Genomic DNA, 14064 nt, shown 5'->3' on the forward strand with positions numbered 1-14064 from the left:
AGGGCATCTATATTGATGCCTTGCCACTTCCCTTTACACAACAGAGAATCAGGAAAATGTTCGGAAATAACTACAGATTGACGATACAGCAATGTATTCCAATCACAGCAAGCAATCAGGCTCACCTGGAGCCAGTGATTGAAAAAAAGAACAGCAATGCATTCACCCCAATGGACCAGGTGCGAGGCCAGAGTGTCAGCAGCATTGAAAAAATGACTCAGCCGTTCGCTCAACCCGATGACATGGATTATTTATCACCCTACATGATTGACCTGTTAGGCAAGACAACCACTTTATCCTTCGCAGAAAAAGCACTTCAGACCCCGAGAAAACAGTTGCTGGACAGATTGGGCATCGACGACTCACAAGAAAAACAACGCAAGGGAAGGCTATCTGCCGACCAGGTCAATGTTTCCAGATTTTATATTCACCCCGTCAATCAACAGCCTGTACCACTGACATTGAATGGTTCTCCATTTCTCGAACAAGACCCGACAACTCCGTACTTCAGTGCTCAAAAAATCATTACACCCGACTTGCGAATACATCGGCAAAACGAAAACACCCATTTACTGGACTTGCTCCGTTGTAAATCCCGCGATGATAGTGAAATTTTTTTTGATACAGCACCGATCGAAAGGCTGAAAAATTACAACCACACAGTATTCCAAAACGAATCCCAAAGACATGAAAACGGACCGTCCAACAAAACCGACTATTTTATTGAGATGACAGAATACCTGGAGCAAAAGGCCGAGCCTGGGGATTTCATCGTTCAGAACTCACTTGAAAGCAGCAGCGACAAGCACACACCTCATTTCCAGTTCATCCCGAACCAAGTCTCACTTCCGATCTTCTGCCACGCGCCCGAATATGACCCAGAACTCGAACTACAAATCGCCGACTGGCATCTTCCCGCTGTTTATCAAAGAGTTGACCTGCAACAATTCGATTGGAGAGAAAAAATCACTCAACTACAGGCGCAGTGCAAGAAGCTGATTGATGATTATCACATCAGTACTACTCCGTTTTTCAGAATGTTGGAAAACAAGCAGCTTGAGGCTTATCTGGTTTTCAAGAAAGACGGTTCACCCGAGTGGAATATGACACCGGAGGACGCTCAACACACTCCAGGATGGCTTGAAGCTGGCGGCATTTTTATCGCCAACACCCCCAAGGCTGAAGTCTTCAACCTCAAGGGGGCGCAGGAATATTATGCGGCTTACAGCGTACCGGCCGAGCGTATCAACGAGTTGCTTTGACACTCACTGTGCGACAACTTTGCGGAGTTTCAGGCTCCAGCCCTGCTGCATCCCTGCAGCGGCCAGCAAAATCGCCGCTACACCTATCCATTGCAGCAGCTCCAGACGGTGACCAAAGGCAAACCAGTCAACGAAAATCGCCGCGATCGGGTAGATGAACGACAGTGCGCCGGTCAATGCGGTGGGCAGTTTCTGGATGGCGCCGTACAACAGCACGTACATCACACCGGTGTGCACGACCCCCAAAGTCACCAAGCTGACCCAGGCACTCGGCGCCTGTGGCAGCGCGGAAAAGTGCGCGAATGGCGCGAGCAACAGCACGCCGGTGCTGACCTGAATCAGCGCGATCAGATGCGGCGGTGTGCCGGTCAGGCGCTTGATGATCAATGCCGCAATCGCGTAGAGGAATGCAGCGCCCAGTGCCAACACGATGCCGATCAAGTATTGGTCGCCACTTTCGCTCTGCCCGCCATGGGCGCTGACGATCGCCAGCATGCCGAGGAACGAAACGCCCAGCCACGACAGTTTCTGCAGGGTGATTTTCTCGTTGAGGAACACAGCGGCCAGGCCCACGAGCATGAATGGTTGGACGTTGTAGACCGCGGTGCCAATGGAAATCGAGGCACGGGAGTAGGAAGCGAACAAAAATACCCAGTTACCAACAATCGCCACACCGCTGATCACCGCCAAGAGGAAGGTGGTACGGGTCAGGATGCCCGGGCGCAGAAAACCGAATGCCGCGCAAATCAGCAACAACGTGCCGGCACCGAACAGGCAGCGCCAGAACACCACGTCCAGCACCGGTTGCCCGGACACCAGCACAAACCAGCCGATGGTGCCGGAAATCAGCATGGCGGCGGTCATTTCGAACGAGCCACGGCGTATTGTCTTGTCCATCTTTGGACTCCTCTGTTGATGGGCAAAGTATGCCAATCCCCCGAGGCGCTTCTCCAGCGCATAAATCAGGCTAAACTCGGCATCTGCCTTTTTTATCAAGGCCATTTCAGAAAATTGCCTAATTGAGGTTTCGCCATGACCGATGATATCGACCAGGTGCTGATCAGCGCCTTGATGGAAGACTCGCGGCGCTCGCTCAAGGCGTTGGCGCAGATCAGCGGATTGTCATCGCCCAGTGTTGCCGAGCGCCTGCGGCGCCTGGAAGAACGTGGCGTGCTCAAGGGTTATACCGTCGACATCGACCCCAAATGCTTCGGCTATCAACTCCAGGCCATCGTGCGTGTCCGCCCGTTGCCGGGGCAGTTGCAGGAGGTGGAGCGGCAGATCATGGCGATCCCTGAATTCACCGAGTGCGACAAGGTCACCGGAGAGGACTGTTTCATCGCGCGCCTGCACGTACGCTCGATGGAGCAGTTGGACACCCTGCTCGATCGCCTCAATACGCTGGCGGAAACCAACACCGCGATCGTCAAGAAAACCCCGGTCAAACGCCGTTTGCCGCCCATGGCATGAGTCTTCGTTCAAATCGCAGGCAATAAAAAACCCGCCGAAGCGGGTTTTTCATAACAAGGCTGACGATCAGTCATCGCGGCCCATGATGCCGAACAGCTGCAACAGGCTGACGAACAGGTTGTAGATCGATACATACAGGCTGATGGTGGCCATGATGTAGTTACGTTCGCCGCCATGGATGATGGCGCTGGTCTGGAACAGGATGCAGACCGAGGAGAACAGCACGAAACCTGCGCTGATCGCCAGTTGCAGCCCGCTGATCTGGAAGAAGAAGCTCGCCAGAGTCGCACCCAGCAGGACAAAGAAACCTGCGGTGATGAAACCGCCGAGGAAGCTCATGTCCTTGCGGGTGATCAGCACGTAGGCCGACAGACCGCCGAACACCAATGCCGTCATCGCGAACGCCGAGCTGACAACTTCAGCGCCGCCCTGCATGCCTAGGTAACGATTGAGGATCGGGCCGAGCAGGAAACCCATGAAACCGGTCAGGGCAAATGCCGACACCAGGCCCCAGGCGGAATCACGGAGTTTGTTGGTGAGGAAGAAAAGACCGTAGAAGCCGATCAGCACCACGAATATGTTCGGATAGCCAACACGCATCTGCTGGGCGACGTAGGCGGTGATACCGCTGAAAGCCAGGGTCAGGGCGAGCAAGCCGTAAGTGTTGCGCAGGACGCGGCTAACCTCTAGCTGCTCAGCCTGCAAGCTGTTATTAACTGCGTAATCCTGTTCGCGCATGGCGACACTCCTGTTGGTTTGTAACGTTCAGACGCAAAGATCATAACAGACGCTCTGTAACAAGCTATGCAGAGAGTTTGACAGTGTGTTTCATTCAGGTATTATGGCGCCCGCAACAGAAACGGAGGTGTGGCCGAGTGGTTTAAGGCAACGGTCTTGAAAACCGTCGACTGTAACAGGTCCATGAGTTCGAATCCCATCGCCTCCGCCATCTTTATACGACAAAGCCCTGATTATTCAGGGCTTTGTCGTTTCTGGCTCCTGCAAAAACCTCCCAGCCCATACCTTAACCTCGGGCTTTACCTGTGCTCAGACAGGCTTCGCCGGCTACCATACGATCGCCCGCCAGCATGTGTCGATGCCTGCCGATTAGCTTTTGGTTTACGAACCACTTCGACGGGCACTCATATCCGCACCTGCCCTGTGATAGCCTTTTTGGCCTGAACGCTTATGGTCATCCTCATCCTTGAGGATGACCATGTCAGTACATCGGGACTCAGGAAGCCTTTATGTCAGTCAAAAATGCTGTAGCAGTCGTACTGAGGGCGATGCGAAAGGCTCGAGGACTGTCTCAGAAGAACCTGGCAACGGGGATCGAATGAGAACACCAACGGGTTTTTAAGGCAGTACTTCCCGAATGGGACGGACCTGGCGGAGCATTCGCAAACCACGCTCAATGAAGTGGCAAGGCAGCTGAACAGCCGCCCCCGGAAAACACTAAACTACGAAACGCCCGCTGAACGATTTAGCCAATCTGTTGCGTCGACCGGTTGAATCCACAGCCAAAAGCGGTCACTGCCACCTTCCGGGCATGTAGCGCCACCCTAGCCCGCAGCCTTGCTACATCTGCCTCGAGAGCAAACGTCAGTGTAACGGCTGCGGCCAGCTCCTCTGGACTGGAATCCCTGTTGCTGGAGCCTTTGAAAACCGATGCCAGTAAGCTCCTGCAAAAAGGAATGCACGGAAAGTCAGCGAAAGTCATTGCATTAACAGGCGTCGGTCAAGGTTTGATATTTTTAAACTCATTGAGCAAAGCCAGAAGCTGCTGCATTTTTTCCGCACCAAATTGCTCCTCAATCTTGAGGTAGTTGCCCTCCATGCCGTCACTCATGGAGACAAAGCACTGCTGACCGCGCTCTGTGAGCGCCACGAGAACCCTTCGTTGATCCTCGCTGGATTTCTGCCGACGCACCAGACCATCTCGCTCCAGACGCGTCAAAACTCCAGTCATGCTCGGCTTTAGAATGCATGCCTGGTGCGCAAGCTGATGACTTTCAAGCTCGCCCTGCTGGCGCAGTATCCGAATGATCCGCCACTGCTGTTCAGTCAGGTCGTGTTTGTTGAGAGCCGGGCGGAAGAAAGCCATTGCGGCCTCGCGAGCCTGCAATAAGGTCAGCGTCAGTGAAGGTCTGGGGTTAGCCATGATCGAACTACTTGATTGGGCAAGTCGGCAGCTTAGTGTCGCCAGCCAACGGGTGCAAGCGGCGGACCCGCGCTCGCTTATTATCTTGTTAACCATTTTCCGTCTTGGATCAACCCGACATTGCCTGGCAGCAACGCGCCTGTGAAAAGTGCAATCGGTTCCCTGTAAAAGCCATTCTGTCGCAGCGCGGTGGTGGTCATGATGATCCGTACAAGATCAACCCGACCAAGGCCCAAAAGCCTATGCCCCGCTCAACGCAAACCCGATTGGCGCTGGCGATACTCCCCCGGTGTCAACTGCACGTGGCGCTGGAAGAATCGACTGAAATAGGCCGGGTCCTTGAACCCCAGCTGATAGCAGATTTCATTGGCAGAGCCGCCGGTAAACAACAGCAGTCGTTTCGCTTCCTGGATCAAGCGCTCCATGATCAGGCGCTTGGAAGGCAGGTCGGCGATCCGTCGGCACACATCGTTGAGTCGTGCTTCGGTAACCCCGATGCCTTCAGCGTAACGCGACAACGGCCAGTGTTGCTGGTAGTGGGCTTCGATCAATTCATTGAAGCGGTGGAAGATTTTCAGGTCTTCGTGCCTTGCTGGCGAGGCTTTCAACGAGTTGGGACACAGTCGCAGCAGACTGATCATGATCAATCGCGTCAAGCCGTCCAGGGCAGAACTGCGTCCCGGACGTTCAGTCACGACCTCCTCGCTCAGCTCCTCGAACAAATATTCAAGACGGCGCACCTCAGCGGCATATTCCGGCCCAAGGCGAGACAGCGCGACACACACAGCCGGAAACTGTGCCCCAGCAGGCGCCAGGCTGGAATCGGCATCGATCAATTGCCACACCAGTTGCTGACGCACCGTCAACACGTGCCCGTCACTGTCGGCCTCAGTCACGAAGGAATGAGGAATGGTCGGTGGCGTCAGGAAGAACATCGGCCCGGACTCAACGTATTGCTGATCGTCCAGGTACACCCGCACCGTGCCGCTTTTCACGTAGTGAACTTGGAAGAACCGGTCATGCCGGTGAACAGGCATATTTCGACCGAAGAAACCCGCCAGGTTACCCAGCTTGTCGTAATGGACTTCAGCGTCGCTGTAGCGCTGGTCGTACACCTGGCCAATGTTGATGTTCGGGATCGGTTGCCGGTCGGTCATTGCTCGCTACTCATTTTCATTCTGATTCAAGCCTTGCAGTCGCCTTCATCCTGCACCGAATTGGGCAAGACAACCACTGTTCGACCAGTCTGCCACGCTTGACGATAGTTAACATATTAATTATAACTGTTAACACATTAACAAAATCACAGAGCCTCCAAGGCTCTCCCAGGAGAAAAGCATGAGCCGCGCCTTGCATGACGTCGCAACCGGCACCCTCGTTGGTGTCGCGCTGAACTATCAGGGATTGCTGAAACAGCGCCTCGCCGAATTCGAACAGCCGCCTTATCAAAAGCCGCCGGTCAAACCTGTGCTGTTTATCAAGACACCTAACACGCGCAATCAACATGGCGCTCAGGTTGTGCACCCAGGTAATGGCGAACGTCTGCAGCCCGGGCCATCCCTTGGCGTCGTCATTGGTACAACAGCAAGCCGCGTCAACGCAGCGCAAGCACTCGATTACGTAGCTGGCTACACCATCGTCAATGAATACAGCCTGCCGGAAGGCAGCTACTACCGCCCCGCCGTCAAAGCCAAATGCCGTGATGGTTTCTGTGCCATCGGGCCTGAACTGGTACCGACCGCTCAGCTTTCGGACCCGCACAGCCTGGCCATCACGCTTCATGTAAACGGCGAAGTCCGCCAGCAAAACAACACGGCCAATTTCGTCCGCAACATTCCTCAGCTGATTGCCGAGATCAGCGAATTCATGACGCTGCATGAGGGCGATGTGCTGATCACCGGCACGCCGGAAGGCCGTGTCGACGTTCAACCAGGCGACACCGTCGAAGTCGAAATCAGCGGCCTTGGCCGTCTCGTCAACCACATCGTGGCCGAGTAACAGGAGCCTCCATGAAACACGCCCGTATCCGTTTTGAAGGCGAAGTCCATCTCGTCACTGTCGAAGACAACAACGCCGTACGCCTGGCCGATGGCCGCCTGCTGGCCGAAGATCAGGTGCAATGGCTGCCACCCGCCACGGGCAGCATGTTCGCCCTGGGCTTGAACTACGCCGATCACGCCGCAGAACTGGCGTTCAAGCCGCCCACCGAGCCATTGGCGTTCATCAAGTCGCCTGGCACCTACACCGGCCACAACCAGGTGACCTGGCGTCCGGATAACGTTGCTTACATGCACTACGAGTGTGAGCTCGTGGCCGTCATCGGCAAGCCGGCACGCAACGTCAAACGTGAAGACGCCCTGGAATATTTGGCGGGCTACACGGTGTGCAACGACTACGCGATCCGCGACTACCTGGAAAACTACTACCGCCCAAACCTGCGGGTTAAGAACCGCGATGCTACGACCCCCGTCGGCCCGTGGATCGTCGACGTCGCCGATGTTCCGGACCCAAGCAACCTGAAACTGCGCACCTGGATCAACGGTGAACTGCGCCAGGAAGGTTCGACCTCGGACATGATTTTCGACATCCCTTACCTGATCGAATACCTGTCCAGCTTCATGACCCTGCAACCTGGCGACATGATCGCAACCGGCACGCCTGAAGGCCTGGCCGATGTGGTGCCAGGCGATGAAGTGATTGTTGAAGTTGAGGGCGTAGGTCGCCTGGTTAATCGAATTGTCAGCGAAGCGGAGTTCTTCTCCGCCCGGAAAGAGGCTTGAGCACCATGATCAAACACTGGATCAACGGCCGTGAGGTCGAAAGCAAAGATGTGTTCGTCAACTACAACCCGGCGACCGGCGAGGCCATCGGCGAAGTGGCGAGCGGCGGTGCCGAGGAAGTTGCTCAAGCTGTAGCGGCAGCCAAGGAAGCGTTTCCAAAATGGGCCGGCACGCCGGCCAAGGAACGTGCCCGTCTGATGCGCAAGCTGGGCGAACTGATTGAGCAAAACGTCCCACATCTGGCCGAACTGGAAACCCTCGATACCGGCTTGCCGATTCACCAGACCAAAAACGTACTGATTCCCCGCGCCTCGCATAACTTCGACTTCTTTGCCGAAGTCTGCACACGCATGGACGGGCACAGCTACCCGGTCGATGACCAGATGCTCAACTACACCCTTTATCAACCCGTGGGTGTGTGCGGCCTGGTATCGCCCTGGAACGTGCCGTTCATGACGGCCACCTGGAAGACCGCGCCGTGCCTGGCGCTGGGCAATACCGCCGTCCTGAAAATGTCCGAGCTGTCGCCACTGACCGCCAATGAACTGGGTCGCCTGGCCGTCGAAGCCGGCATACCAAATGGTGTACTCAACGTCATTCAAGGCTATGGCGCCACCGCGGGCGATGCGCTGGTTCGACACCCCGATGTACGGGCGATTTCCTTCACTGGCGGCACTGCCACCGGCAAGAAAATCATGCAGACCGCAGGCCTGAAAAAGTACTCCATGGAGCTGGGCGGCAAGTCGCCGGTGCTGATTTTCGAAGATGCGGACCTTGAGCGAGCCCTGGACGCGGCGTTGTTCACCATCTTCTCGCTGAACGGCGAACGCTGCACCGCCGGTAGCCGGATCTTCATTCAGGAAAGCGTCTATCCGCAGTTCGTCGCCGAGTTCGCCGCTCGCGCCAAGCGCTTAATCGTCGGCGACCCGCAAGATCCGAAAACCCAGGTCGGCTCGATGATCACCCAGGCCCATTACGACAAGGTCACCGGCTACATCAAGATCGGTATCGAGGAAGGCGCCACCCTCCTCGCTGGCGGCCTGGATCGTCCGGCCAATTTGCCTGCGCACCTCGCCAAAGGCCAGTTCATCCAGCCGACAGTGTTCGCCGATGTGAGCAACAAGATGCGCATTGCCCAGGAAGAAATCTTTGGCCCGGTGGTCTGCCTGATTCCCTTCAAGGACGAAGCCGAAGCCCTGCAACTGGCCAACGACACCGAATATGGCCTGGCGTCCTACATCTGGACCCAGGACATCGGCAAGGCGCATCGCCTCGCCTATGGCATCGAAGCCGGCATGGTGTTCATCAACAGTCAGAATGTGCGCGACTTGCGTCAGCCGTTCGGCGGTGTGAAGGGTTCCGGTACCGGGCGTGAAGGCGGCCAGTACAGCTTCGAAGTGTTCGCCGAGATCAAGAACATCTGCATCTCGATGGGCAGCCACCACATTCCACGCTGGGGCCTGTAATTGCTGAAGTCGCGAAGGGTCGCGCATCGGCCTTTCGCGGCTTCAATTACCGCCGAGTTGAAACGCACAACAACAATTTCAGGAGAATGATCATGGGCGAAGTGGTCCTGGCTGCGAAGATCTGCCACGTACCTTCGATGTACCTGTCCGAGCTTCCCGGCAAACACCATGGCTGTCGTGAAGCGGCTATTGCGGGGCACAAGGAAATCGGCCGACGCGCCCGTGAACTGGGCGCTGACACCGCAGTAGTGTTCGACGTGCACTGGCTGGTCAACAGTGCCTACCACGTCAACAGCGGTGAACACTTCAAAGGGATCTACACCAGCAACGAACTGCCGCACTTCATCAAAAACATGGAGTACGAGTACCCCGGCTGCCCTGAATTGGGTGAGCTGATCGCCGCCGAGGCCAACGCTGCCGACGTGCGTACCCTGGCCCACAACATCCCGAGCCTTGAGCTGGAATACGGCACCCTGGTGCCAATGCGCTACATGCACATGGGCGTACCGCAAGAGCAGAAATTAAATGTCGTTTCGATTGCCGCCTGGTGCGCCTGGCATCGCCTGCAAGACAGCTTCACCTTCGGTGCCGCGGTACGCCGAGCCATCGAGAAGAGTGACCGCAAAGTGTTGGTGCTGGCGTCCGGTTCGCTCTCGCACCGATTCTCCGACGACCGCAACGCCGAAGCCAATATCCATAACTGGACGCGTGAATTCGATAAACAAGTCGATTTGCACGTGGTGGAACTCTGGCGTCAGGGCCGATGGAAAGAGTTTTGCGCCATGCTGCCGGACTATGCCGAGCACTGCTTCGGCGAAGGCAAGATGCATGACACCGCCATGCTTTTGGGTTTGCTCGGCGGAGCTGACTACAACAAGCCTGCCGAGATCATTACCGAGCCCTTCGGCAGTTCGGGCACCGGTCAGATCAACGCCATTTTCCCCGTTTAACCAGTCCGGCCGCACGGCATTCCCGCGCGGCCTGCAAGGAGCCGTTCATGCCCCACTTCATTGCTGAGTACACCGACAACATTGAACAGCAAGCCGACTTGCCTGGCCTGTTCGAAAAAGTCCACCAAACACTGGGCGACAGCGGCGTGTTTCCGCTGGGAGGCATCCGCAGCCGAGGCGTACGCCTGGACACCTGGCGCATGGCCGACGGCAAGCATGACTACGCCTTCGTGCACATGACCTTGAAGGTTGGCCATGGCCGCGACCTGGCCACTCGCCAAAAAGTCGCGCAACAACTTTTTGAGGTGATCACCGGGCACTTCGCCGAGCTTCAGGCCCAGCGCCTGTTGGCATTGTCATTTGAAATGATCGAACTGCACGAGCAGCTCAACTTCAAGGAAAACAACGTGCACGCCTTTCTCAAGGCGCAGCCCCGTTAAGGCAAACCACCTTTTCGTTTCAGCGGCCTCTCAGACAAAAAGTATAAAACCATGAGCACAGCCAATACCGCCGACACCCTCGGCACCGTTGCACGCGATCGGACCCACAGCACCATCACCTGGCGCCTGATGCCACTGCTGTTGATCTGCTATCTCTTCGCCCACCTCGACCGGATCAACATCGGCTTCGCCAAGATGCAGATGAGCGCTGACTTGAGTTTCAGCGACACGGTCTATGGCTTCGGCGCCGGGCTGTTCTTCGTTGCCTACGCACTGTTTGGCGTACCAAGCAACATGGCACTTGATCGTGTTGGCCCGCGACGCTGGATTGCCATACTGATGGTGGTGTGGGGGACATTGTCCAGCAGCATGTTTTTGATCGACAGCCCCGCACAATTCTATGTCCTGCGCTTTTTGCTCGGGGTGGCCGAGGCCGGTTTCTTCCCCGGTATTCTGGTGTTCCTGAACCGCTGGTATCCCGCCGGTCGTCGAGCGCAAATCACCGCATTATTTGCAATCGCCGTTCCCATGGCCGGCGTCATCGGTGGTCCTCTTTCAGGCGGCATTCTCGAACACTTCCACGACTTTGGCGGCCTGCGCGGCTGGCAATGGATGTTCGTCATTGAAGGGTTGCCGGTCATTCTGCTAGGGCTCGTAGTCCTCAAATGCTTGCCGGACAGCTTCGAGACAGTCCGGTGGCTGACGACGCAGCAGAAGCAGCAACTGCGCGAACAACTGAACAGGGAAGAACACCGGAAATCGATCACGTCGTTTTCGGCCATCCTCCGGAACCCGCAAGTGTGGCTTCTGGTGGCGGTGTATTTCGCGGTGATGCTGGCAGTCAACACGCTGGCGTTCTGGATGCCAACACTGATTCACGGTGCCGGCATTGGCAGCGATGGCAAGGTCGGTCTGCTCAGTGCCGTGCCTTACCTGGCCGGGTGTTTTTTCATGATTGGTTGCGGGCGCTCATCCGATCGACAGCGTGAACGCCGCTGGCACCTCTGTGTGCCATTGCTGATGGCTGCTGCCGGTATCGCCGTCGCCGGGCTCGCCCCCACGGATCCGACCCTGGTGCTGGGCGGCTTGATCGTCGCCGGCATGGGCGCCAGCGCCGCACTCCCGATGTTCTGGCAACTGCCCCCGGCTTTCCTGTCCAACAGCACGCAAGCCGCTGGCATTGCCCTGATCAGTTCCTTCGGCAGCATCGCCTCGTTCTTCGCGCCCTATCTGATCGGCTGGATGCGCGACACAACACAGAGTTCCAGCCTGGCGCTTTACGTCCTGGCACTGCTCATCGCTCTCGGTGGTTTTCTGGTGCTGCGCACTCAGGCCGCCATCGTCAATCCTCAGTAAGAGATCATTGTCATGCTTGATCAACAACTCATTCAGCAAGCCGCCGCCCGCCTCGACCAGGCCGAGCGTTCACGCGAGCAGGTCCGTCAGTTTTCTCTGGACCATCCAGAGATCACCATCGAAGACGCGTACGCCATTCAACGCGCCTGGGTGGCGCAAAAAATCAAGGATGGCCGCAAGCTGGTCGGACACAAAATTGGCCTGACTTCCAGGGCCATGCAGGTGTCGTCGAACATCACCGAACCGGATTACGGCGCACTACTCGATGACATGTTTTTCGAAGAAGGCACCGACATTCCGTTCGAGCGTTTTATCGTCCCGCGCGTCGAGGTCGAATTGGCGTTCATTCTCGGTAAGCCCCTGAAAGGCCCGAACGTAACGGTTTTTGATGTGTTGGACGCCACCGAATGGGTGATCCCGGCGCTGGAAATCATTGATGCGCGCATTCAGCAGGTCGATCCGCATACCAAAGCGACCCGCAAGGTGTTCGACACCATCTCCGACAATGCCGCCAACGCTGGCGTGGTCATGGGTGGCCGTGCCGTACGTCCCACGGAGATCGACCTGCGCAAGGTGCCCACCGTGCTCTACCGCAACGGTGTGATCGAGGAATCCGGAGTTTCCGCAGCGGTGCTCAACCACCCGGCGAAGGGCGTGGCCTGGCTGGCGAACAAACTGGCGGCCTACGACGTCACCTTGCAGCCTGGGCAAATCATCCTCGGTGGTTCCTTCACCCGCCCTGTAGCGGCCAACCCTGGCGATACCTTCCATGTCGACTACGACATGCTGGGCTCGATTGCCTGTCGTTTCGTTTGACTGGAGGCTTGCACAATGGACATGCCTATCAACACCTTCAAGCTTCGCCTGCAAAGCGGTGAAGCGCAGATCGGCCTTTGGCTTGGTCTGGCAGATGCCTACTGCGCCGAGCTGGCCGCCAACGCCGGTTTCGATTGGCTTTTGATCGACGGCGAGCATGCGCCCAATGATCTGCGCGGAATGCTCGGCCAGCTTCAGGCCGTGGCGCCCTACCCCAGCCATCCGGTGATTCGCCCGGTCATTGGCGACACGGCACTGATCAAACAAGTGCTCGATATCGGTGTGCAAACGTTGCTGGTACCGATGGTTGAAAACGCGGACCAGGCACAGGAATTGGTTCGAGCAATCCACTATCCACCCAACGGTGTTCGCGGTGTCGGCAGTGCACTGGCACGCGCGTCGCGCTGGAACAGCATTCCAGGCTACCTCGACAAAGCCGATGAACAGATGTGTCTGCTCGTGCAGATCGAAAATCGCGAGGGCCTGAGCAATCTGGATGCCATTGCGGCGGTAGAAGGCGTCGATGGGGTGTTTATCGGGCCGGCGGATTTGAGTGCCTCGATGGGTTACCGCGGCAACCCGGGGCATCCTGAAGTGCAGGCTGCTATCGAGGACGCCATCTTGCGCATCCAGAAGGCCGGCAAAGCGGCCGGCATTCTCAGCGCGGACCAGAAACTGGCCAAGCGCTACATCGAACTGGGTGCGGCGTTTGTTGCAGTGGGCGTTGACACCACCGTCTTGATGCGTGGCCTGCAAACCTTGGCTGCCACATTCAAGGAGGGTCCTGTGCCTACCAGTTCAGGAGGCGTGTACTGACGGCATCGACCAAACCTGGAAATGCCTGTATGACAATCACCAACCACCCCAGCGCATTGCTGGGGACTGGTCATTATCACTGCTGACTAACGCTTGAGCGCTTTCAATTCGTTGAGCAACGTCAGCAGCGTCTGCAACTTCTCCTCGCCAAACCCCGCCTGCAACCGCTGATAGTTCGCTTCCATGCTCTGGCTCATCGAGTTGAAGCAAGCCTCGCCCTTCTCCGCCAGCCGCACCAGCACTCTGCGTTGATCCTGTTCCGCCTTGCGCCGCTCAACCATACCGGCCGCCTCCATGCGCACCAGCACACCGGTCATGCTCGGTTTGAGGATGCAGGCCAGCTCAGCCAGGCGATTGATTTCCAGCTCATCGTGCTGACTCAGGATACGAATGACCCGCCATTGCTGCTCGGTCAAGCCGTGTTGATTCAACGAGGGACGGAAAAACCCCATCGCGGCTTCGCGCGCCTGGAGCAATGTGAGTGTCAGTGATGGGCGCGGCTTGGACATTGAATGGGTTCGAATTCGATGTTTATTAATATGTGAAC

Annotated in this window: 15 protein-coding genes, 1 tRNA gene and 1 pseudogene; 12 read left to right on the top strand and 5 right to left on the bottom strand. The window is 56.8% G+C overall.

The window, feature by feature from the left end; genetic code table 11:
- Positions 1–56: 56 nt before the first annotated feature.
- Positions 57–1262 carry a hypothetical protein gene (locus DKY63_RS06365; RefSeq protein ID WP_110963320.1) on the top strand — a complete coding sequence of 402 codons (1206 nt, stop codon included), beginning with the start codon at positions 57–59 and terminating at the stop codon, positions 1260–1262.
- Between the two features lie 3 nt (positions 1263–1265).
- Here DKY63_RS06365 and DKY63_RS06370 read toward each other — a convergent pair whose 3' ends face one another.
- On the bottom strand, positions 1266–2159 hold the full coding sequence (locus DKY63_RS06370; protein ID WP_110963321.1) for a DMT family transporter: 894 nt from the start codon (positions 2157–2159) through the stop codon (positions 1266–1268).
- Positions 2160–2294: 135 nt separating this feature from the next.
- Here DKY63_RS06370 and DKY63_RS06375 point away from each other — a divergent pair, with 135 nt between their 5' ends.
- Positions 2295–2732 carry an Lrp/AsnC family transcriptional regulator gene (locus DKY63_RS06375; RefSeq protein ID WP_077046160.1) on the top strand — a complete coding sequence of 146 codons (438 nt, stop codon included), beginning with the start codon at positions 2295–2297 and terminating at the stop codon, positions 2730–2732.
- Positions 2733–2798: 66 nt separating this feature from the next.
- Here DKY63_RS06375 and DKY63_RS06380 read toward each other — a convergent pair whose 3' ends face one another.
- On the bottom strand, positions 2799–3470 hold the full coding sequence (locus tag DKY63_RS06380) for a Bax inhibitor-1/YccA family protein (RefSeq protein WP_110963322.1): 672 nt from the start codon (positions 3468–3470) through the stop codon (positions 2799–2801).
- Between the two features lie 123 nt (positions 3471–3593).
- Here DKY63_RS06380 and DKY63_RS06385 point away from each other — a divergent pair.
- Together DKY63_RS06385 and DKY63_RS06390 are read left to right on the top strand one after the other, a co-directional pair.
- Positions 3594–3681: transfer RNA gene (locus DKY63_RS06385), tRNA-Ser, on the top strand.
- A gap of 371 nt (positions 3682–4052) precedes the next feature.
- Positions 4053–4244, top strand: a pseudogene (locus DKY63_RS06390) (transposase); the annotation flags it as partial.
- Positions 4245–4470: 226 nt separating this feature from the next.
- Here the strand turns inward: DKY63_RS06390 and hpaR (DKY63_RS06395) are convergent.
- Together hpaR (DKY63_RS06395) and hpaA are read right to left on the bottom strand one after the other, a co-directional pair.
- Complete coding sequence (gene hpaR, locus DKY63_RS06395; RefSeq protein ID WP_110963323.1) at positions 4471–4893, bottom strand: homoprotocatechuate degradation operon regulator HpaR; 423 nt, start codon at positions 4891–4893, stop codon at positions 4471–4473.
- A gap of 251 nt (positions 4894–5144) precedes the next feature.
- The gene (hpaA, locus tag DKY63_RS06400; RefSeq protein ID WP_110963324.1) at positions 5145–6050 is read right to left on the bottom strand and encodes a 4-hydroxyphenylacetate catabolism regulatory protein HpaA; all 906 of its coding nucleotides are present in this window, start codon (positions 6048–6050) and stop codon (positions 5145–5147) included.
- A 181-nt stretch (positions 6051–6231) separates the two neighbouring features.
- On the opposite strand from hpaA, the gene DKY63_RS06405 reads away from it, so the two are divergent.
- From DKY63_RS06405 to hpaI, 8 genes are all read left to right on the top strand, one after another.
- Complete coding sequence (locus DKY63_RS06405) at positions 6232–6891, top strand: fumarylacetoacetate hydrolase family protein (RefSeq protein ID WP_110963325.1); 660 nt, start codon at positions 6232–6234, stop codon at positions 6889–6891.
- Positions 6892–6902: 11 nt separating this feature from the next.
- Entirely contained in the window at positions 6903–7673 is a 771-nt protein-coding gene (locus DKY63_RS06410) for a fumarylacetoacetate hydrolase family protein (RefSeq protein ID WP_110963326.1), read from the top strand.
- A 5-nt stretch (positions 7674–7678) separates the two neighbouring features.
- Positions 7679–9139 (top strand): 5-carboxymethyl-2-hydroxymuconate semialdehyde dehydrogenase, encoded by a 1461-nt coding sequence (gene hpaE, locus DKY63_RS06415; protein WP_110967861.1) that lies wholly within the window; start codon positions 7679–7681, stop codon positions 9137–9139.
- A 92-nt stretch (positions 9140–9231) separates the two neighbouring features.
- Positions 9232–10089 carry a 3,4-dihydroxyphenylacetate 2,3-dioxygenase gene (gene hpaD, locus DKY63_RS06420; protein ID WP_110963327.1) on the top strand — a complete coding sequence of 286 codons (858 nt, stop codon included), beginning with the start codon at positions 9232–9234 and terminating at the stop codon, positions 10087–10089.
- Positions 10090–10136: 47 nt separating this feature from the next.
- Positions 10137–10529: a 5-carboxymethyl-2-hydroxymuconate Delta-isomerase gene (locus DKY63_RS06425; RefSeq protein WP_110963328.1), complete on the top strand. Its 393-nt coding sequence runs from the start codon at positions 10137–10139 to the stop codon at positions 10527–10529.
- A 51-nt stretch (positions 10530–10580) separates the two neighbouring features.
- On the top strand, positions 10581–11885 hold the full coding sequence (locus DKY63_RS06430) for an MFS transporter (protein ID WP_110963329.1): 1305 nt from the start codon (positions 10581–10583) through the stop codon (positions 11883–11885).
- A 12-nt stretch (positions 11886–11897) separates the two neighbouring features.
- On the top strand, positions 11898–12701 hold the full coding sequence (gene hpaH / locus DKY63_RS06435) for a 2-oxo-hept-4-ene-1,7-dioate hydratase (protein WP_110963330.1): 804 nt from the start codon (positions 11898–11900) through the stop codon (positions 12699–12701).
- Positions 12702–12716: 15 nt separating this feature from the next.
- The gene (gene hpaI / locus DKY63_RS06440) at positions 12717–13517 is read left to right on the top strand and encodes a 4-hydroxy-2-oxoheptanedioate aldolase (protein ID WP_110963331.1); all 801 of its coding nucleotides are present in this window, start codon (positions 12717–12719) and stop codon (positions 13515–13517) included.
- 86 nt (positions 13518–13603) lie between these two features.
- Here the strand turns inward: hpaI and hpaR (DKY63_RS06445) are convergent, their stop codons facing one another.
- Positions 13604–14026, bottom strand: a complete 423-nt coding sequence (gene hpaR / locus DKY63_RS06445; protein WP_110963332.1) for a homoprotocatechuate degradation operon regulator HpaR — start codon at positions 14024–14026, stop codon at positions 13604–13606.
- Positions 14027–14064: the final 38 nt, after the last annotated feature.

Source organism: Pseudomonas putida (assembly GCF_003228315.1).
Lineage (GTDB): Bacteria > Pseudomonadota > Gammaproteobacteria > Pseudomonadales > Pseudomonadaceae > Aquipseudomonas > Aquipseudomonas putida_S.